General features: G+C 42.4%; 18 protein-coding genes. 12 read left to right on the plus strand and 6 right to left on the minus strand.

Going from position 1 to position 21306, the window contains the following annotated elements:
- The first annotated feature begins 249 nt into the window (after positions 1-249).
- The 4 genes from ACZ439_RS14770 to ACZ439_RS14785 all read left to right on the plus strand — a co-directional run bounded on the left by ACZ439_RS14770 (position 250) and on the right by ACZ439_RS14785 (position 4942).
- Positions 250-1941: a LytS/YhcK type 5TM receptor domain-containing protein gene (locus ACZ439_RS14770; protein WP_464619840.1), complete on the plus strand. Its 1692-nt coding sequence runs from the start codon at positions 250-252 to the stop codon at positions 1939-1941.
- A 1-nt stretch (position 1942) separates the two neighbouring features.
- On the plus strand, positions 1943-2683 hold the full coding sequence (locus ACZ439_RS14775; protein WP_464619841.1) for a LytR/AlgR family response regulator transcription factor: 741 nt from the start codon (positions 1943-1945) through the stop codon (positions 2681-2683).
- A 393-nt stretch (positions 2684-3076) separates the two neighbouring features.
- Complete coding sequence (locus ACZ439_RS14780; RefSeq protein WP_164751899.1) at positions 3077-4306, plus strand: sensor histidine kinase; 1230 nt, start codon at positions 3077-3079, stop codon at positions 4304-4306.
- Between the two features lie 3 nt (positions 4307-4309).
- Positions 4310-4942: a response regulator gene (locus tag ACZ439_RS14785; protein ID WP_464619842.1), complete on the plus strand. Its 633-nt coding sequence runs from the start codon at positions 4310-4312 to the stop codon at positions 4940-4942.
- A gap of 139 nt (positions 4943-5081) precedes the next feature.
- On the opposite strand, the gene ACZ439_RS14790 is transcribed toward ACZ439_RS14785, so the two are convergent.
- Complete coding sequence (locus ACZ439_RS14790; RefSeq protein WP_464619843.1) at positions 5082-6593, minus strand: response regulator transcription factor; 1512 nt, start codon at positions 6591-6593, stop codon at positions 5082-5084.
- Complete coding sequence (locus ACZ439_RS14795; RefSeq protein WP_464619844.1) at positions 6590-8257, minus strand: sensor histidine kinase; 1668 nt, start codon at positions 8255-8257, stop codon at positions 6590-6592. The genes ACZ439_RS14790 and ACZ439_RS14795 overlap by 4 nt, the downstream gene beginning before the upstream one ends.
- A gap of 258 nt (positions 8258-8515) precedes the next feature.
- On the opposite strand from ACZ439_RS14795, the gene ACZ439_RS14800 reads away from it, so the two are divergent.
- The 5 genes from ACZ439_RS14800 to melA all read left to right on the plus strand — a co-directional run bounded on the left by ACZ439_RS14800 (position 8516) and on the right by melA (position 14014).
- On the plus strand, positions 8516-9823 hold the full coding sequence (locus tag ACZ439_RS14800; RefSeq protein WP_464619845.1) for an ABC transporter substrate-binding protein: 1308 nt from the start codon (positions 8516-8518) through the stop codon (positions 9821-9823).
- Between the two features lie 158 nt (positions 9824-9981).
- A complete protein-coding gene (locus tag ACZ439_RS14805) occupies positions 9982-10830 on the plus strand; it encodes a carbohydrate ABC transporter permease (protein ID WP_230876118.1) in 849 nt (282 codons plus the stop codon).
- Entirely contained in the window at positions 10827-11642 is an 816-nt protein-coding gene (locus ACZ439_RS14810) for a carbohydrate ABC transporter permease (protein WP_127608909.1), read from the plus strand. The genes ACZ439_RS14805 and ACZ439_RS14810 overlap by 4 nt, the downstream gene beginning before the upstream one ends.
- A gap of 49 nt (positions 11643-11691) precedes the next feature.
- A complete protein-coding gene (locus ACZ439_RS14815; RefSeq protein ID WP_464619846.1) occupies positions 11692-12684 on the plus strand; it encodes a 4-hydroxythreonine-4-phosphate dehydrogenase PdxA in 993 nt (330 codons plus the stop codon).
- Between the two features lie 31 nt (positions 12685-12715).
- The gene (melA, locus tag ACZ439_RS14820) at positions 12716-14014 is read left to right on the plus strand and encodes an alpha-galactosidase (protein ID WP_464619847.1); all 1299 of its coding nucleotides are present in this window, start codon (positions 12716-12718) and stop codon (positions 14012-14014) included.
- 344 nt (positions 14015-14358) lie between these two features.
- On the opposite strand, the gene ACZ439_RS14825 is transcribed toward melA, so the two are convergent.
- Positions 14359-15030, minus strand: coding sequence for a transposase (locus ACZ439_RS14825; protein ID WP_464619848.1), 672 nt, complete (start codon positions 15028-15030; stop codon positions 14359-14361).
- A 121-nt stretch (positions 15031-15151) separates the two neighbouring features.
- Between ACZ439_RS14825 and ACZ439_RS14830 the strand changes: the two genes are divergently transcribed.
- Positions 15152-16024, plus strand: coding sequence for an IS110 family RNA-guided transposase (locus ACZ439_RS14830; protein WP_464619849.1), 873 nt, complete (start codon positions 15152-15154; stop codon positions 16022-16024).
- A gap of 572 nt (positions 16025-16596) precedes the next feature.
- On the opposite strand, the gene ACZ439_RS14835 is transcribed toward ACZ439_RS14830, so the two are convergent.
- Positions 16597-17691: a Fic family protein gene (locus ACZ439_RS14835; protein WP_464619850.1), complete on the minus strand. Its 1095-nt coding sequence runs from the start codon at positions 17689-17691 to the stop codon at positions 16597-16599.
- A gap of 345 nt (positions 17692-18036) precedes the next feature.
- Here ACZ439_RS14835 and ACZ439_RS14840 point away from each other — a divergent pair, with 345 nt between their 5' ends.
- Entirely contained in the window at positions 18037-18675 is a 639-nt protein-coding gene (locus ACZ439_RS14840) for a helix-turn-helix domain-containing protein (RefSeq protein ID WP_464619851.1), read from the plus strand.
- 193 nt (positions 18676-18868) lie between these two features.
- Here the strand turns inward: ACZ439_RS14840 and ACZ439_RS14845 are convergent, their stop codons facing one another.
- Entirely contained in the window at positions 18869-19750 is an 882-nt protein-coding gene (locus ACZ439_RS14845; protein ID WP_464619852.1) for an IS3 family transposase, read from the minus strand.
- Positions 19751-19791: 41 nt separating this feature from the next.
- Positions 19792-20118, minus strand: a complete 327-nt coding sequence (locus ACZ439_RS14850) for a transposase (RefSeq protein WP_141334052.1) — start codon at positions 20116-20118, stop codon at positions 19792-19794.
- Between the two features lie 169 nt (positions 20119-20287).
- Here ACZ439_RS14850 and ACZ439_RS14855 point away from each other — a divergent pair, with 169 nt between their 5' ends.
- The gene (locus ACZ439_RS14855; protein ID WP_464621133.1) at positions 20288-21124 is read left to right on the plus strand and encodes an IS3 family transposase; all 837 of its coding nucleotides are present in this window, start codon (positions 20288-20290) and stop codon (positions 21122-21124) included.
- The last annotated feature ends 182 nt before the right edge of the window (positions 21125-21306 follow it).

The following is a 21306-nucleotide window of genomic DNA, read 5'->3' on the forward strand; positions in this document are numbered from 1 at the left end:
AGAAAGTAACCGCTTTCTTCGATGGGTGCATGTTGATTATTTTTTAAGCCTTTGCTTGCATCAATGATCGACCTTTCGAAGATTTGTGTAACGCTTACACCCGTCTAGTTGAAGTCATTAGAACTGTTCTTTATACTACAAAATAGTATCTTTCCCTTTTAATTATATCCATTAATTGTTTCCAAGTATTCAAAAATAGCAGCTGATTTGCCGTCTATTTATGCTGAAATGCAAAAAGGAGGAGGACGAGTGGATTTAACCATCCTGCTAAGGCTCTTTGAGAATGTAGTCGTAGTTGCTCTAATCTCTTTATTTATTGGTCAATTGAATTATTTTAGACTCTTGATTTATGGGAGAAATGGTTGGAAGCGAACCGTTATTCTTTCAGTAATATTTGGATTTTTATCCATTCTTGGAACAGAAAATGGCATTCAAATCGATGATGCATTGGCCAACACGAGGATTGTCGGTGCTGTGGTAGGAGGGCTTGTAGGAGGCCCTCTGGTTGGGATATTTTCCGGAATCATAGGAGGCATTCATAGGTATTCTATCGGTGGATTTACCGCCGCTGCCTGCGCCATCTCTACCGTACTTTGCGGCTTATTGGGAGGGCTAGCAGGGATCAAATACGATATGTTAAGAATGAAATGGCAGCACATCGTTCTGTTAGGGCTCACAGCGGAATTGATTCAAAAGATATTAGTGCTGCTCCTAGCCAAACCATTTGCAGCAGCGCTGGCATTGGAATTGAAAATAGCTATACCTACTACAAGTGTGACGATCTTGGGAGTGATGATTTTCATCAGGATTTTTATGAACATTAAACTTTTACAGGACCAATCCGGGGCTATTGCGGCTAATCTTGCCCTTAGTATTGCTAGCCGTACCCTCCCCCATCTTAGAACCGGTCTAAATGAAACGTCGGTGAAACAAACAGCAGAGATTATTCATGAAATTGCAAATGTCGATGCGGTCGTAATAACGGATTGTGATCAAACTTTAAGTATAGTAGGTGTTGGAAGTGACCGCGGTCTTCATGAAAAGGCGATTTATGCACAGGTAACAGAAGCCATCCTCAAACAAAATAAGATGAGGATCCTTTCTCTAGATAAAGAGTTTGCACATTTCCATCGTAATTTTCCCTTAAAATCAGCAGTAGGTGCAAAATTGGTTCATAACAGCAAACCGGTTGGAACATTGCAGATTTACTATAAAAATTCATTTAAAGAAACCCAAACCGACCTCAATCTTGTTGACGGACTAGCCAAGCTACTTTCGGTACAAATTGAACTTGCGGAGATAGAAAAGCAAACCAAAATGAGGCAGCAAGCGGAATTGAATGCATTGCAGGCACAAATTAAACCGCATTTTCTTTTTAACACGCTAAGCACCATCATGTCTTACTGCAGAACCAATCCTGAGCTTGCAAGAAACCTGCTGGGCAATTTGAGCGACATTTTCAGGCGAAATCTGAATAATAAAAACAACTTTAACAGTTTGAAAGAAGAGTTGGATGGTATAAAATCTTATTTGGAGATTGAGAAGGTCAGATTCGCAAACCGATTAAAGGTGACTATGGAAATTGACGAATCCTTATTGAATATGAAATTGCCAGTTCTAACCTTGCAGCCTATTATTGAGAACTCGATTCATCACGGTTTATTTCCAAAAATAAATAACTGCTTGTTATTTATTCGTGTTTGTAAAAACAGAAATCATGTACAAATCCGTGTTGAAGATAATGGAATCGGAATTAACGAGAAACGGTTAGCGGAAATTTTAAATCACCAAACAAAGGGAATAGGTTTTTCTAATATTCACCGTAGATTACAGTCTATATACGGGAAAGATTATGGTCTGCATATTAAAAGTGAACCGGGATCCGGTACGATCGTAACATTTGAAATTCCGATGACCGGTCTAAAAGAGGATGTGGTCTAACTTGTTTATAAAAACAATCATTGTGGATGATGAACCGGCTATTTGTTCCGAGTTGGCATTCCTGCTTCAAAAATATATAGATATTCAAATTGTCTCGATCCATCACAATCCCGTTGAAGCTCTTTCAAAAGTTATTCATGATGAGCCTGATCTGCTTTTTCTAGATATCCAAATGCCTGAGATGAATGGGTTAGATTTCGCGAAGCGTTTAAATCAAATGACCCATCCTCCGTTCATTATTTTTTCAACAGCTTTTTATGAACATGCGTTAGAAGCTTTTAATACGCCCGCTATAGCTTATCTTACAAAACCTATATCGGAATCCAGATTGGACGATGCCATCAAAAAAGTGAAATCTCTTCAAGCCAAGACAAAAATTAAATGGGAAAAAGCGCCGCCAATGCTCGAAGGTCGTATCTGTATACGGAAAAACAACATCATAAAACCGATTCAAGTAAGTGAAATCAGTTTTGCGTTTGTCAAAGACAAAGAATTATACATTTCCACTAAAGATTCTATAGAAAAAAGCGAATTGTCTCTAAATGAATTGGAATTGGTTTTAGATGAAACGGGTTATTTTTTTCGATCTCACCGAAATTATATTGTCAACCTAAACTTCATAACTGAAATCATCCCTTGGTTTAACAGTACGTATTTAGTAAAGATGAATGACGCCAATAGCACAAAGGTTCCAGTAAGCAGAGGAAAATTAAAAGAATTTAAAAGTATTATGAATCTATAACCGTCATCGATTATCATGCTCCCATAGGTGCCCCTATCTGCTTCGCGGCTTAACGATTGACCTCCGAATCAGGTCTGGGGATCAACATCACATATGGGAATTTTCTTGATTTGGTTAAGGAAAAATTTAAAAGCCGCACTTACGGACATCATGCAACCTCGCCAAACAGCATAACGCGGCGGCGGATCGTGGATTTACTGTGGCACGGCGCGTCTCCATATGCTAAATCCACAAAACAAAGAGGAGCTTTGTCACTAAAACAGGCAGGCTCCTTTTTGCGTTTCACGGTAACAGGACTTCAATAAGGGCGTTATAGACAGGAGTTTAGCTAAAATCGTCGAAATTCATAATGTAGGAAGAATAACCTCTTACATGATAAAGGAGATAGTCAGGTTGAGCATAAATATTGTAAAAGATTTTTTGCTGCAACTGGTGTTAATAGCTGTACTGATTTTTACCTATCAAATATTTTTTTCAGAGCGGTCTGGGAGGAACAAGTACGAAAAGTTTATTCTATCCGTTCTGTTTGGACTCTCCATCCTACTATGTATGTCCCTTCCTGTTGTCTTTTCCTCCGACTACCGTGTAGATCTAAGAATTATACCATTACTTTTAGGGACGTTATATGGTGGTTGGGGAACGGGAATATTCCTAAGTGTCCTTATCATCCTATACCGATTATGCGTTGGGGTCGATTTGGGATTGTATACGACAACTCTGACCCTCTTAATTAGCATGCCGGTGATTCTGCTATTCCAAAAGTTTTTCACAAAAGCAGAGAAGAAACAGCGGATACAAATTGCACTAATTTTATTGGTCTTCTATAGTCTTGTTGGAATAACATCAGTGTGGGTAATTAGAGGCTTATCATTCATGGCAGTCTTTCAGGTACATTTCATTCACATGATTATTAGCGTAGTGTCTGTGTTGTTCTTTACTTCTTTAAACGAAACGATAAAGGAAATGATCAGAAAGAATCAAAAGCTGCAATCAGAGGCCAAGGACGCGGAAATTGCTTTTTTGCGTTCCCAGATCAAGCCGCATTTCCTTTACAACGCCCTGAATTCGATAGCCGCACTGTGCAACGACGAACCTCATAAGGCAGAGGAATTGACGTTGGATCTTTCGAAGTATTTGAGAAGTGCCTTTGATTTCAATCAACTGGAGTCACTAACAACCATAGAGAATGAATTGGAGCTCGTCAAAGCGTATATCAATATCGAAAAGGCACGTTTTGGCGCCAGATTGTGTGTGGAGTATGACGTGGATGCGAATCCGGATATCCTGATTCCGCCGCTGATTCTTCAGCCTCTGGTGGAAAATGCTATAAGACACGGTCTGATGTCCAACTTACGAGGGGGAACAGTAACAATCTCCGTCAAACAGGCAGCAGATGCGGTGGTCAGCTTTGTCATAGAAGACAATGGATGCGGCATGAGCGAAATGAGAAGAGACGAAATAATGAAACCGGATGTGAAGAAAAGGGGCATAGGGCTAAGGAACATAAGTCAGCGCTTACAGCTTCTTTACGGAAAAAGCATTAGTGTTGAAAGTGCAGAAGGGGTAGGTACGAAGATTTTTTTCGACATTCCGGCCCGTCCAATCAAGCAGAGTGGAGGTTGAAGCATGCTGCGAGCCATGATCGTGGATGATGAAGAACTATCGGTGAAATGGTTGAAGAAGATCCTCTCCGATAGCGGCGATGTCGAAATATGTCAGGCATTTTTTAGCCCGTTGGAAGCTTACGAATATGTGAAAACCAATAAGATAGATATCGCATTTCTCGATATTTCCATGCCGGAAATTAACGGTATCTCGCTATCCAGCCTGTTGCTTGATCTCGATGCCACGATAGATGTGGTTTTTGTAACCGCTCATGACAATTATGCGATTCAAGCCTTCGAAGTGAGCGCGTTGGATTATCTTATGAAGCCCGTTACCGCCCAGCGGTTGGCAAAAACATTGGACAAGGTCAGAAGAAATAATCGGAGCGGGACAGCAGGGTCTTCGATGGAGGCTCTGCGGCGGGATCAGGATCAAGCTCCGGATACAGAACTGTCGCTGAAAGAAATATTAACCGAGCAGGAAACACGGATTTTACGGTTGATCGCGAAAGGTTTGTCGAACAAGGAAATCGCCGATCGCCTGCACATCACGGGAGAAACCGTAAAGTCGCATATAAAAAATGTGTACAGAAAGCTTGGAATCAACAATCGAGTACAAGCGCTGCAGCGTGCGGAACAATTGAAGATACGGTAGTGAGCTATGAGGATCGGCATATCTGTCAAATAGAGGTTGCGTTCCTTCATCAATTGGAAAAATGATCAATCTCAAAATGGAAAAGGCAACGGAGTACGCGAGCATTACTCCGTTGCCTTTTCTTGTATTTTCGAATCCATTATGTAGTCCCCTCTGCTTCTTTTTTCATTTGTAGATTCTTCTTATATTCGGACGGATAACATCCGACAATCTCTTTAAATAATTTAGTAAAATGTCTTGAACTAAAATAACCAACCTGCTCAGCAGCTTGCTGTACTTGTACCGACGGATCAGCTAACAATTCTTTCGCTTTCAACATCCTGAGCTTGGTTATATATTGCATAAATGTCGTTCCTGTACGTTTGTGAAAAAGACTGCTTAAATGATTGGGTGTAACATTAAACTCTTCTGCTACCTGACCTAACGTTAAATCCCCCGTATAGTGATTTTCTATATAAATAATCGTCTTGGTCACCAAATCAGGTGTGGTTCCTGCTTGTTTTATTTTTTTATCTAGAAGTTGTTCACCCAGGTTTCGAAGTGACTTAAACCAATCCTCTTCTTTAGTAGGAGTCAGCATCGGGGCATTGATGGAGCAGTTTAAAAATCGTGCAATGGCTAGTGAAGTTGTGATTGAAATCCGATCACGCTGTAAATCAAATATTTTAATGAATTGTTCAATGGTGTTCATATAACTCACATAATGTCTTTTGTGGTACTCATCTATCGCCTTGATTAAAGTGCGGCATAGCTCAGCAATCGCAGGCTGCGATTCAACTTCAAATAAATCGACTTTGTTCCAGCTACGGGAGATGCCCAGCGAACAGCGGAGATAGGCAATCTTATGAAGAGTTGTCACCTCATCCAGGAGCGATGTATAAGAATCACATTCATCAGATACTACCAGAGTAAATGCCAGGCCCGGCTCCTCAGCTTGTTTCACAAGCTCTGAATAAAAACAGAATAATTTCTCCAGCATCTCTGCACCCTGCAAAGTTGTGTATTTCCCCACCACAGCCCATTCTCCGCTTGGCAGAAGGATCGTAGCCAATTCTAAATCCTTATGATAATACTGGGGCATCGTAGAGCTAATGGCAGTAAAGAACGGCTTAATGGATACCGATTTTTCTGCTTCAGGATAGCAACTGTCCATGTAAATAATCTGACATCGCATCCGACTGAACGGTTTATTATCGGATTCTCTTTCATCCCAGCTACGGATAAGTCCATGAAATAAGGAAAGCATGTCAGATTCGAAAAGCTTGTTATTTTCAATGATTTGGAGAAGTGTGGTTTGTCGTATTTTAGTTATCAGGGCTTGCACAGCCTGAATATCAACGGGCTTAAGCAGATAGTCGATAGCCTTTAATCGGAGCGCCTCTTTCGCATATTCAAAGTCGGCAAATCCCGTTAAAATGATCCATTGGGTATTGGGTGATAAAGGGGCTGCTTCTTGGATGGCTTCCAAGCCTGATTTGACAGGCATCCGGATGTCGACAAAAGCAGCCTCAGGCTTGACTCGATTAACAACATCTATGAGCTCCTGACCATTACGCGCTTCAAAGAGCTGTAGATCAGGGCATATTTCCAACAGGATAGATGACATGGCTTCTCTTGCTAATTCCTCATCATCGGAAATAACAATATTCATTGTGGTAGCTCCTCTTTATTAAGCGTTATCGTTATGTTAATGTAAGTACCATGCCCAATACGGCTATCCAATTGAAAATCGTATTTACCCGGAAATGCGAGCGCCAATCGTTCCTTTACATTGCTTAAACCAATGCTCTGATTATTAGATCGTTCAAGTGGTTTGAAACCGATACCATTATCAGCAATCCGTATGACAAACCTATCTTCGTCCGTAATTTTTGGGAGCATTTCGGCGCTTACCTCCACCAAACAAGGATGCTCACAAGGCTCCACACCGTGAATGATGGCGTTTTCCACCAATGGTTGGACTAGCAGCTTAGGGACACGGATATGCGCAATTTCGGGATCTAAGGTGATTTTAATCTCTAAACGATCACGGAAGCGCATGCTCATAAGCTCTCCGTATTTTTGAATAATGGAGAATTCCTCCTCTAAACTGCAGGTATCATGGGAGGTTAAGATGTAACGGAGCATCCCGCTTAACGATATGATGGCTCGTTCTAAATGGGCATGCTCACCTTTGCGGTTTAAACTTAATAATGCATTTAATGTGTTATAGAGAAAATGTGGATGAATTTGTGATTGAAAAGCGCGAAACTCGGCATTCTTAAGATTCAGCTTGGTACGATATTCTTTAATGATTAATTCATCCAATTGATAGATCATTCGGTTTAAAGCTGTTCCCAACTGAGCAATCTCATCTTGGCCTTGTATAGAAACCCTCTTCTTCATATTTCCGCGCTGAACGTGGCTCATGACACTGATCATTTCCTTGAACGGTGTTAAAAGGGTTCTGGAATAGGCAAAAAACAAAAAGAAGGTAAGCACAACACCACCAACTGCAAAAGAAGCCCCCATGATATGCATCCAACTGACCTTGGAGGCAAGCTCAGCTTTAGATAACCAAACGGTAATTTCCCATGAACTGATAGGTATTGTCCTTGAAACAGGTACATAGGAATGCTGTTTGTAAAGGATATTGGACGGGTTTTTCACAAATTGATGCAGCTCTTCCGGAGATAAGTAAGTATTAGAATAAACCAATCTATGATCCTTGTCAGTTATTGTAACAATGGAATTCACATTAAACGAAACTTGCCTTACGATTTTATCCAAAATGACTGTATCCGCATCAGCCATAATGACGGCGAGAGGCTGTTTGGAGTCAGGATCTTTTATTAATCGGGCTACAGAGAACACTTCAGGGACAGAATCAAGCTTTAAATAATCTTGCGGGTGGACATTAATGAAGGCAACTCTCCCGTTTGCTGTAACGGCTTCCCGATACCAATTTTGCTCAGTATATCGATAATCGGTGCGAGTTTCAGTTAGATAGGAGTCACTATCATTATAGTAGACAGAACCATCGATGGTTACGAGTAGTGTACCTAATATATCCTTACGTAAATTAACAAGCAATCTTGGAAGCGTATGGTACAAAGTATAGTCGGCTTTATACCTTGAATAATTATCAACGTCACTCTGTAATCCTCTGGCTTTTAGCATGAGAGAGCTCATTACCTCGTTGTTCGTGTAAGGAGAGACGGTCACTCGTTCCAAATCATCTAAATACGTTTGGATATTTTCGGTCAGGCCAACCAAGGTTGCTTCTGTGAGCTTCTCGGTTTCTTTCGTGATTATTTTGACATAATAAGAAGGCATAACAAAAGCGATAATGATAACAGGGAACAGGATAGTTAACGAATAGAGCAGAATTAGTTTCCCACGAATCGAGATATTTGGCTTATTCAGGCAGGACTACCCCTCCATGATTAATTGTGTGGTCGATTATACTGTAAATTGTAAAGGGTTGCAACAATAAATATGAGCGCCTGAAATCGTAGATTAGACACATATGTAAACCCTTACAATCGTGATAAGATTTACGCGTATAATAAATATATGATATGAGGTGGGTACATGTTAAAAAAATGGAAAGTATCTTTGGCGTTAACCCTAGTATCAGCTATAGCGATAAGCGGTTGTTCCCAGCGTCCCGAAACTCCTTCTGCTGCACCTTCGAGTGGAAAGGAAAGCAGTAACAGTAACAGTAACAGCAGTACCCCCAAGAAAACTTTATCCATGATGATGAATGTTGCAGACCAGCCTGTCCAAGATATGTATCGTCAAATAATCAATGATTTCACAAAAGAGAACCCGGATATCGCTGTGAATATTCAGTTCCCTGGTTCAGCATATGAAAATAACATGAAAGTTAAAATGGCGGCTAATGATCTTCCCGACATATTCGATACGCATGGTTGGGCACAGGTTCGTTATGGCGAATATTTGGCTGATCTCAGAGAAGAACCATGGGTAACACAATTGACCGATACGATTAAAAATGTTGTAACAGACAAGGCCGGCAAAGTGTACGCCTTGCCCATCAGTGAAGCCAAGGACGGCATTATGTACAATGTCGATATGCTCAAAAAATATAATGTGGAACCGCCTCAAACCTTCGATGAGCTAATAGCTGCAGCCGAAAAAATTAAAAAAGAAAGCGGTGGAAAAACAACACCTTTTTTCTTTTCAGGAATTGATGAAAGCACGATTGGCACCTATTTTGGATATTTCGCAAACGCTTTATTGATCAATCCTGCAACTAATTATGCAGATGACCTGTTAAATAATACGTTTGATTGGAATAAATGGACCGTGCTTCCGGAAAAGCTGTTAGATATCAAAAAGCGCGGACTGATAAATGAAGATTTCCTGACAGCAAAGCGAAGCGATCTACCTGGTGTATTTGCTGAAGAGAAAGTAGCATTTGTCATGCTGGCCCCATCATTCGTAGATGCTGTTCATAAATTGAAGCCGGATATGAAAGTTGGATTAATGCCAATTCCATCAATGTCGGCCAGTGAGAAACCGGCTTTTTCCGGTGGAGAACGGAACACCATGGGAGTATGGAAGGATTCCAAGAATATACCTGAGGCCAAGAAGCTGATGGCGTTCTTTGCCAAACCTGAGAATTTATCTAAAATTTCCAATATAACTAAGCTGCAGCCCGGGTTGAAGGGCGTTGCTTCGAAGCACGTATTAACGGAGTATTACGAGAAATATGCAAGCAATCGAGTATTACCTTATTTCGACAGGGTGTATTTGCCAAACGGAATGTGGAGCGTCATGTCTAAATCGGGTACAGAGCTGCTGTCGGGTCGGATCACTTCGAAGGAATATTCAGAGACCATGAAGCGGGAAGTGCAACGGCTGAAAAAAAATTAACGGAACACTAAAGGGGTGAGATAATGAACAAGGTTTCACCCCCCTCATTTCTTGCCTTGGTTAAGGAGCGATTAAATCTGGAAACTTTAGATCGTAAGATAGATGAAAGTAGAACGGCTACCCTTCGATTGCGTCGTTGGCGAAATTCTCCTTCTGCAATGAATTTGATGTACATTCCTGCGTTCCTGTTGTTTGTGCTGTTTATCTATTATCCATTTATTAAAGGGGTGATGATTTCTTTTACTAATTGGGATGGGTACTCACAGATGTATCGGTATATAGGGTTGGACAATTATAAAAGGATGCTTTCGGACCATAGGATAGGTACGGTAATTATGAATACTCTGATTTATGGAGTTGGAAGCACGATCCTACAGAATATCATAGGGTTAGCTTACGCCGTTTTATTAAACAGCTATATACGGGGAAAGACGCTTATTCGTACTATCGTCTATCTTCCGGTGATCGTCAGTCCCCTAATTATGGGTTATATCTGGTATTTCTTCTTTCAGTTTAATGGAGGAGCTCTTAACGATATTATTTTGTTGTTTCGTGATAAGCCGATCAATTTACTTGCTGACACTGAGCTTAATGTATGGATCATTACACTAGTGAACACCTATCAATTTCTGGGAGTTGCTATGATAATCTTCTTGGCCGGACTTCAATCTATTTCCAAGGAATATTATGAGGCGGCGGAGATAGACGGGGCTTCGGGATTCTCAAGATTTCGTAACATTACCCTTCCTCTGCTTGCGCCGGCCATTACCATTAACGTTGTGCTTAATTTAATCGGCGGATTGAAGTTGTTTGATGTTATAACAGCTTTAACCAACGGGGGTCCGGGCTATGCGTCTGCTTCATTATCTACAATGATTTATCAATTGTATTTCGCTCACCAGGATGCCGGCTACGCTGCAGCATTAGGTAACTTTATGTTTCTGCTTATTTCAATTATCGGTTTGACATCGTTGTATTATTTGCGCAGAAAGGAAATTTCCTTATGAAGCGTGCAAAGGCGCTATATACACTATTGGGTGCTCTCATAGGTCTCATTCATATTGTTCCTTTTTATGTGCTGATCACTACTTCATTTAAAGAAGAATTGGATACTAGCTCTAAATGGGTTATGCCGGGCTATCTTTTTTGGGATAACTTTACGAATGCATGGCAGCTCGCAGGTTTGGATCGAGCGTTTGTGAATACGGTAATTGTCACTGTGCTATCTATTGTTCTGATCTTGATTCTGGGTTCGTCAGCGGCTTTCCCGCTTGCCCGCCATCGAAGTGCACTAAACAAGTGGATGTACGGCTTTTTTGTAAGTGCTCTTATCGTCCCGCCGCTTACAATCCTGGTTCCTTTGTATAAGATGTTTGTCGATATTGGGGCCATGAATACGTATACAGGAATCGTGATTCTTCATGTTACCTTTCACCTCTCTATGGCCATCTTTTTGTTTACGGGTTTTATTAGTACGATTCCAAGAGAGTTGGACGAAGCCGCAATGATAGACGGGGCATCAAGGTTAGGCTTGTTTTTTCGGATTATCTTACCGGTACTCATGCCGATTACAGCAACGGTCATCATTATGAATGGTGTTTCGATCTGGAACGATTATCAGTTCTCGGTATTTTTTCTGCAAAAACTGGAATATAGAACGATCACCGTTGCCTTATCCGCATTTTTCGGAGAGAACAATTCAGATATCGGGTGGGTAGCCGCAGGTTCCTTATTAGCCGCTCTTCCCAGCATCTTACTATACTTGTTTTTGCAAAAATATTTCGTGGAAGGAATGACTTCCGGGGCTGTAAAAGGATAATAGATGATCAATTAGGTGATCAAAGCTATGAAGAAGGGGAAGCGGGAGCATGAAGAGAAAACCGTTAATGGGCTTAACATTAGGAGATGCAACAGGCATCGGATCGGAATTGGTTGCAAAATCTCTCCAATCCGGAGAAATCCGGCAACTGGCGACATGGGTTTTGGTCGGCGATGAACGTGTTTTTCAGCAAGGGCAAGCTATAGCAGGCGTATCCGTTTCTTATCAAAAAATAGATACGATCGATCAAATCGACAGCGAAGACCAAATTTATTTCATCGATTTGCAAAATTTGTCGACAGACTCGTACACGTTAGGCCAATTGTCAATAGATTCCGGTAAAGCAACGGGTGAAACATTGACGTTCGTACTGAAGCTGGCGCAGCAAAAAAAGTTGGACGGTTTCGTTTATGCTCCTATTAATAAGGAAGCGTTACATAGCGGTGGATTTCATTTTCAAGATGAGCTGCATTTTTTCGCTTCGCTTCTTGATTGCAAAGAAGGATTTAGTGAAATTAACGTCATGGGAGATCTTTGGTTTACGCGAATAACATCCCACGTACCGTTAAAAGAAGTCAGCAGCCTGATTAAGAAAGATCGTGTCGCCCGCATCATTCGTTTTGCACATGATACATTAATCAGCGTTGGATTCGATAATCCGCGAATCGCTGTAGCGGCTCTGAATCCGCATGCCGGCGATGGAGGACTGCTCGGCACGGAGGAAATTGACGAAATCAGCCCGGCCATTCATGAAGCCCGGGAGCAAGGGATTAACGTAGTAGGCCCTTATCCCGCAGACACCATTTTCTTGCGTTTACAAACAAAACCTTTTGATTGTTTGGTTAGTATGTATCACGATCAGGCTCAGACGGGGATGAAGTTATTGGGCTTTAACAAAGGCGTTACTGTCAGCGGAGGACTTCCTATCGCCATCGCTACACCTGCACACGGAACAGCTTTTGATATTGCAGGTAAAGGTATCTCTGACCCGGGTGCAACAGTTCAAGCCATGAAACTGGCCGTCAGATTAGCTGGATTCTAAAATTTTTACATAAAAGTAGGAGGCAAGAAACATGTCAAAGATTACTTTCCTAGGTGCAGGCAGTTCTGTATTTGCTAAAAATGTGTTGGGTGACTGCATGATGACTCCAGCGCTGCAAGGCTTTGAACTAGCCTTGTTCGATATCAATGAAGAACGCCTTAAAGATTCTGAGAACATGCTAAATAATTTAAAGCTTACCCTTGGAAGCACATGCGTTGTAAAAGCATATACAAACCGAAAAGATGCGCTCCGTGGGGCGAAGTACGTTGTCAATGCAATACAAGTTGGCGGCTACGATCCATGCACCATTACAGATTTTGAAATACCGAAGAAATACGGTTTGCAGCAAACGATAGGCGATACCTTAGGTATAGGGGGTATTTTTCGAAATCTCCGAACCATTCCGGTATTGCTCGATTTTGCCAAAGATATGAATGAGGTTTGCCCGGATGCATGGTTTCTCAATTATACGAATCCCATGGCGGTGCTGACCAATGCAATGACGACAACCAGTGGTGTAAAAACCGTTGGTTTGTGCCACAGTGTACAAAGATGCATACCAGACTTATTTGAGGCATTAGAGATGGAGAGTGAAGGGGTACAAACTAAAATCGCTGGCATTAACCACATGGCATGGTTGCTTGAAGTAACAAAAGACGGAGTGGATTTATATCCGGAAATCAAGCGCCGTGCCCGTGAGAAGCAAAAAGAAAAGCACGACGACATGGTTCGTTTTGAAATGATGTTCCGATTTGGATATTACGTTACGGAATCTTCCGAGCATAATGCGGAATATCACCCGTACTTTATCAAAAAAAACTATCCCGAGTTGATTGAGCGCTTCAATATTCCGATCGATGAGTACCTGCGCCGTTGCGAACGACAGATTGCAAGATGGGCAACCATGCGTGATGAGCTGGTGAATAACAAAGCTTTGAGCCACGTCCGGTCTCATGAATACGCATCTTATATGTTTGAGGCCATGGAAACAAACAAGCCGTTCAAAATCGGCGGAAATGTAAGGAATACGGGTTTGATTACGAATCTTCCGAAGGAAGCCATAGTCGAAGTTCCCTGCTTGGTAGATTCAAGCGGGATTACACCAACGTATATTGGGGATCTGCCTCAGCAGCTTGCTGCATTGAACCGCACCAATATCAATACGCAGCTGTTAACCTTGGAAGCTGCGAAAACAGGGAAAAAAGAGCATATTTATCATGCCGCGATGCTTGACCCGCATACGGCAGCGGAACTATCAATCGATGATATCGTAGCGATGTGTGATGATTTGATTGAAGCTCATGGGGATTGGTTACCTAAGTTTATATAAGTTTGGAAATGAAAAGAAGCCTTGCCACTGAAGTACGGTGGAACTGCACCCAAAAAGTTAGACGAAAATTTTATGTGGGCATGAGTTCGATATCGAATCGGACTCATGCCCTTTAATGTACGCCCAGCATGGGCGTCATCTCTACGGTGAAAGATTTCCTAACTGTTTGCAAGTAGTGTAGTGCGATTTTTTATGCATAATTATGTGGTGAAATATTTCACATGAATTGGCATGTTACAACAATGGTCGCTGGACGTATTTTTAAAAAATGCGAGTCGTGTTAAAATAACTTTGAATCCCCGATTGAGTGAGGAGCATTGCTGCCTCTTGAGTCAATCAGGGGTTCATTTTTTCTTTCTTAGACGTTTTCTTACGTTATCCGGTACTGTCCAGTTTTCTACAATTATTTGTCGTGCTTGCTGACGTGTAATGACCGTCCCGTCTACATCGCGTATTTCATAGGGGGTGTTCTCTTTTAGTACGTGTAAGACTCGTGAAGCCATTTTAGTCGCACATGTTGCTTTGACATGCTGGTTGCCTTTAAGTACCATCTGTTCGTAATAGTGTTTGGCGATTTGCGGATCCCATTGACGAGCGACATCAGCAGCGAGGTATAAAGCACGACGTATGCTTGGTGGACCGGCTTTCGTCATCTTGCCTCCCTTCCCCTCCATCATTCCGGATTCGGCTTGACCAGGAATCATACCTGTAAAGCTTCGGAAAGCTTCTGTAGAGGGAAACCGTCTCGGGTTGCAGATAATGGCAAACAGGACTGGTGCCAAGATTTTTCCGACCCCTGGGATTGTATCTAAGTTCCGTGAGGGATGGAGATGTTCGTACAGAGCATAGATCTTTTCGTTTAGCGTTTGGAGAAGCTGTTCTTCACGTTCAAGCATCTCAACTTCGTAAGCCATTTCAACACTCAGTGCATCAAAGTCCAAGAATTCTTGTTCCCCGTAAAGCTTATACGCGTCCATTAGAGCCGCGTAAACTTGCTCCGCAAGTCCAGCGTGCATAGGCTTATCGCTCCCCTTTAAGAGCGCGCCCGTTAGGCGACGAATTCCTAACCGTTTAACGCGAGCAGGATGAATGTAAAAGCAACTCCGCCTGCATTTCATTTCTAAAGAGGGGATGGACATGCGTTTTATTGGTTTGGATGTACATCAAAAATATGCGGAAGGATGTGAAATTGGACCGGACAAGAAAAAAAGACGTTTTCGGATAGCCAACACACGTGAATCTTGGGAGGAGTTCGCCAAAACCCTAGATTCCGAATCTCGTGTCGTGATGGAAGCTACCAGTAACGCCTTTTGGATTCATGATATCTTATCCGATTACCCCGTACAAGTTGTTATTGCAAACCCCCTGAAGACTCGTGCCATTGCTGAAGCGCGCGTAAAAACAGATGCCCTTGACGCGCAAATCTTAGCCCAACTTTTAGCCGCGGATTTTATTCCCGAAAGCTGGGTGCCTAGCAAGAGCGACTACCAACTCAGAATTCTCCTCAATCATCGTATACGACTGGCAAAGATCCGCACAATGCTAAAAAACAAGGTCCATGCAGCATTAATCCGTAACGGAGTTCACTCACCATGGAGCGACTTATTTGGGAAGAATGGACGGAAATATTTAGACAGTGTAGCTCTTCCTGCAACGGAGCAAATCGTTGTGAGCTCTTCGTTAAAGTTGCTGGATTTCGTACAACAAGAAATGACTGCGCTAGAGGCAGATTTGTTCTCAAGAGCCAAGGAGAACAACAATGTTCCGCTACTTATGGGTATACCGGGGATTTCAGTACTAAGTGCTTTGACCATCCTAGCGGAAGTCGGGGATATTTCTCCTAAGAAACTTGCTTGCTACGCAGGACTAGTCCCTTCTGTACATCAATCCGGCAAGACTCGCTACACCGGCAACATAACAAAAGAAGGGCGAACCACACTGCGCTGGATACTGGTACAATGTGCACAGCGTGCAATTCAGAGTAAAGGAAACTTCGCTCCTTTTATCTAGGATTAAAGGAGAAAAAAGGGCATAAGATTGCAATTGTTGCAACGGCTCGTAAGTTGCTCCATGTTATTTGGGCGGTATTGGTACGCCAAGAAGAGTACAGGGATCTTCGAAAGGACTTACTGGAAAGAAAGCTAAAAAAGATGCAAAAGCAAGCTAAGGGATATGAATTTGCTACAGATGAGCTTTTGCAAATATTAGATGACAGTGAGGATTTTGAAAGTGACGACACGTATTACTGGTTACAGGGGACTGGATAAGTCTCACCTGGCTTGCAGGGGAAATGATATAACCTAAGCCCGGCTTCGTCAAGGGAGATCGCCTTGACGAAGCCGAACTTAGGTTATGGTTGGTTAAAAGGCAAGCCAAAATAGGCTGGGTCAAAAAAACGGAAAAGGCCCGGTTAGCTTTGCTATTGTCATTTATCGTATTTCGGTATGCCTTTAAATAAATTCTCAAGAAGGTACTTGCATTTTTTCATAGGTGAGAGGACGGGGGCTAGCCGCCCCTCCTACTCGATTATGTTTTTGAGATGCTCTTTTTGTATGACTAAGCGTTATCCTAAGGTGGTAATATCAGCGTAACTTGTCAAGGAGATTATAATAGTAATATGTTTTTGATCTCTGCTTACCATCAGAAAATATGATCCTGCGCGATTCCAAAATGGATAAATATCTTCTGCAAGTGGCTTCTGAGATATCTGCTGTTGAGGAAATAGTATGAACCGTGAAGATGGGTTTCTGGTAAATGGCATCGATTAATTTTTTGACACCACTGCTGTTGATTAAAGATTGAGCCAAGTCTAAATCATGCTCATACAATCGGTTAACATCGTTGATTAGGCGGATATTTTTGTCCGCTTGGAGTATTATGGCTTCTAGGAAAAAGAGGATCCACTGATTCCAGTCGCCTTTATATCTTGTGTCATTAAGGAATCGATAATATTTATGCTTATCCCTTTCCAGAGCCTCACTTAAAAAGAAATTAGGATAATCAATAACTTTCTTACTGAACAAGTACAGAGGGATTAAAATACGGCCGATTCTCCCATTTCCATCAAGAAACGGGTGTATCGTTTCAAACTGTGCATGTATAACGGCAACTCGAATCAGTTCATCAAGTTGATCTTGAGGGTTATTAATATAGATTTCCAAATTATTCATATAGATGTCGACTAACTGTGGTTGCGGGGGAATGTAGGTTGCGGTTTCCATAGTGCATCCTTCGGGACCTATATAATTTTGGATTTTTCTATACTCACCAGGAGAACGGTTGCCCCCACGAACATCATTGGACATTAGTGTTACGTGCATTGCTTTAAAAAGTCTTGTCGAGATCGGCAAAACAGCCAATTTGTCCATTCCATCACGGAGTGCATGATAGTAGTTGAGTACTTCCTGAATATCCTTATTATTTTTTCTGCTTTGTGCTTCTACTTCAAGGACCTCATCAAGAGTGACTTGGGTACCTTCAATTTTAGTCGACTGCACGGCTTCATTGAGCATAACAGGATTTAGCAATAAATGGGAAGGTAGTTTAGTGTTTTGAAGTAATACTTGATACTGGGCGATCTTTTTGTTAGCTTGAATTAATTCCGAAATGAAACTTAATTGGTTGATTCGTTCGATTTTTAACGGTAAATTCTCAGGTGTGAATGGTGTTTTTGGCATCCCAAAACCTCACTTTCATAAGTGGTACAATATATTATTTACATCTTACCCTAATTGTGATTATAAATACAGGTAAAATAAAAAATAACAAACAAAAATATTGAAATTTGATTTTAATTTAGCCGATTTTGAATTTAGTAGGGGTAGATAAGAAGCGGGCGTAGGATTGCTAGGGTGACATCAAAACTGTGACTACACCCGTAGAAGCTTATGTGGCGTTATCTTCGGACAGGGGGTCGACTCCCCTCACCTCCGTATGTTAAAGGGGCTGTCCCACTTTGATATGCTCCCCATACGGTAGACAGGTGAAATATTAAAACCTGTTACTGTAAGGGGAGCATTTTCATGTCTATAAAAGAACGGACAGCCTCAGAGAAATTCGCCATCATTCAGGAAATCGAAACGGGTCGTATTAGCATTAAAACTGCAGTCAAAGATTTCGGCATTACCAAAACAACCATTGCCAAATGGCGTCGTCGGTATCGCTTGTATGGCTATGAAGGATTGGAGGTTCGCACCCGTAATCGCAGTTATTCTGCCGAGCTTAAACTCCAAGCCGTCAAAGACTATCTTGAAGGTGGATTATCGCAGTATCAGGTGATCGATAAGTACAAGATGGCCAGCCGAAATCAACTCTCGCGCTGGATAAAGAAGTATAATGGTCATAGTAGCTTAAGGGCTTATACAGGGGGAACAGCTATGACCAAGGGACGCTCGACAACATGGCAGGAGAGGATTGACATTGTCCTGTACTGCCTTGCAAATGGACAAGAGTATAAGAAAGCAGCGAATCATTTCCAGGTTTCCTATCAGCAAGTGTACGGATGGGTCAAGAAATATGAAGCAGGCGGCCAAGAGGCTCTACGGGACGGAAGAGGGCGTACGAAGGCACCAGAGGAGCTAACCGATGCGGATCATCATAAGCTCGCCATGAAGAAGCTGGAGTACGAGAATGAACGACTCCGGGCGGAGAATGCGGTTTAAACCCGTAACTTTAGAGTCTTACACCCTTATTCTCACGATTTCGTAATTTCTTATTGATTTACGTCGTTACCGCCCTTGACATGGAGCCTCCAGGGGGCATGATTTTTCGCGATAGGGCGATGCGGATCACACATGCATCGCGAGGCTAACAAGCCTATCATGCCCCACCCCTCCATGTAAAGGGCTTTATCCATCATACCTTAATCACAAGCGGTTTTATGGCTTGCTTATGCATAGCTTGATGAAACTCGTGCGGGGACAGATCATACAAACTGCCATGGATACGCCGCTGATTATAAAACAAGAGGTAGTCAGATACGATGCGGTATGCATCCTGATAACTTTCAAATTCATGTCTGGAAAGACATTCTTGTTCTAAAATGGCATGGAATGCTTCGATATGCGCATTTTTATTCGGCGTTTTCGGAGGAATCCGTTCATGTTCTACACAATACTCCAAGCATGCTTCTTCAAAAGCATGGCTGATAAATTGCGGGCCGTTATCGGTACGAACCACTGGCAGTTGATCTTTCTCAAAGAGCTGCCGTTTCCATAACGCTCTCTGCAGGATCTGCGCGGCATGCTTCCCTTCGCAAGAGAGGCCCATATGGTAGTCGATAATCGATCGGTCGTAGACGTCAATCAGGCTGAGCAAGAAAAAGAAACGCTGCTCTGCTGCAATATAGCCGTATTTCACGTCCATCTCCCAAAGCTGATTCGAAGCGCGGATCTCACGGTTGTTCGCCAGCTTTCGGGGATATTGGATTCGCTTCCGACGTTGTGGCTGCAGGATGCCCAGTTCCTGACACAGCCGGTATACTTTTTTCTTGTTAATGATCAGCCCATACTGTCGTTTCAGGCATATGGTTAATTTACGGTAACCGTAAGTCGCTTCTTCCCCGGCAATAAGCTCCAGCAGCCATTCCTTGATCTGCTCGTCGCTGACGGGACGCCGCTTATGATCCAAGGAAAAGCCGGGAAGCGGCCGTCCGCCGTTATACACTCGCTCTTGCTTGAAATGTTTCTTACGGTAATAGTATGTCGCTTCACTGACGCCGACGATTCGCAGCACCACTGCAGCTTTATATCCCCGCGCAATCCATTTGTCGGCAATCTCTATTTTGTCCGATAGGCGGGGTTCACCTTTTTTACGAGATCACGAAGAATCGCAATCTCCAGATCCTTCTCGCCCAACAGCTTTTTCAATTTGTCGTTTTCCTGCTCTAATGCTTGAAACTCTTTAGATGATGGAGTGTAGGCTGCAACTTTTTTGGATTCTGGTGATGTGTTTTTCCAGTTTGCATGCTTCGATTGACGAATCCAACGAGCGAGCATTTTCCCGTCTATTCCATGTCGTCTTGCAACTTGACTTGCATTGCCTGCTTCTAAGGCCTCTTGGATGAGCTGCTGTTTAAATTCGATACTGTAACTCTTGCGCTGCATCTTTGATCCCTCCACTTTCGTTCATTCATATTGTACTGGATAAGGATAAAAGACTCAAAGGTAATTATGGGGCTTTAGAGAATGCTTTTCTAAAAAAGTTGCAGGAGTTCGAAAGGAGGCGTCCCTAAGCGCACTGCGACAAGAGAACGTCTACCTAGCTATCCAAGCCATTCAGCAAGCGGAGTCGCTCAGCATACAGCTTCTGTGCGAGGTTGCGGGGATTCCAAGGTCGAGCTATTACAAATGGCTTCATCGCGTTCTGAGTGTTCGCGAAGCAGAGAACCAGGAACTGACGGAAGTGATGAAGTTCTTGTACGAGAAGGTTGAGGGCACCTTCGGCTACCGTCAGTTAACGCTGCATATGCGTCGCCAAACCAAGAGACCCATTAATCATAAGCGCGTGCAACGCCTGATGAAGATAAAGGGGATTCAGTCAGTGATCCGCAGAAAGAAAAAGAAGTATGAACGCTCTACACCGCAACAGGTGGCTGAAAATCTGCTTAATCGCAACTTCCAAGCGGACGTACCAAATCAGAAATGGGTAACCGACGTAACGGAATTCAAATACGGAAACGGTCAGAAGGCATATTTAAGCGCCATTCTCGACCTCCATGATAAATCCATTGTTTCCTATGTATTGGGGCACTCCAACAACAATCCTCTCGTCTTTAAGACGTTGAAATTGGCCCTGCGTGCCGCGCCTAAAAGCTGGCCAATGCTCCACAGCGACCGTGGTTTCCAGTACACGTCATTGCGCTTTAAGGAGATGTTGGATGAAGCTAAAATGAAACAGAGCATGTCCCGGGTAGGTTGCTGTATCGACAACGGCCCCATGGAATCATTCTGGGGAACGTTGAAATGCGAGAAATATTATTTGCATACCTACCGCAGCTTTGAGGCACTGAAAAAGGACATAGATGACTATATCCATTTTTACAATAACGAACGATTACAAGCAAAACTAAACGGCCTCAGTCCCATGGAATTCAGGACAAAGGCCGCTTAACTGATTTTTATTTTTTGTACTGTCTACTTGACGGGGTGCAGTTCATTTTGGGACAGCCCCTTTTGAATTTTTATAGCTTTTGGCGTGTCGCAGAAAATAGTAGATCTTCCTGGAACCCGATCTCACTAATGTATATGCAAATATTGCTTCTTATTTTACATAATTCGACAAAATATAGTAGA

It is taken from the genome of Paenibacillus sp. JCM 9796 (assembly GCF_055379675.1).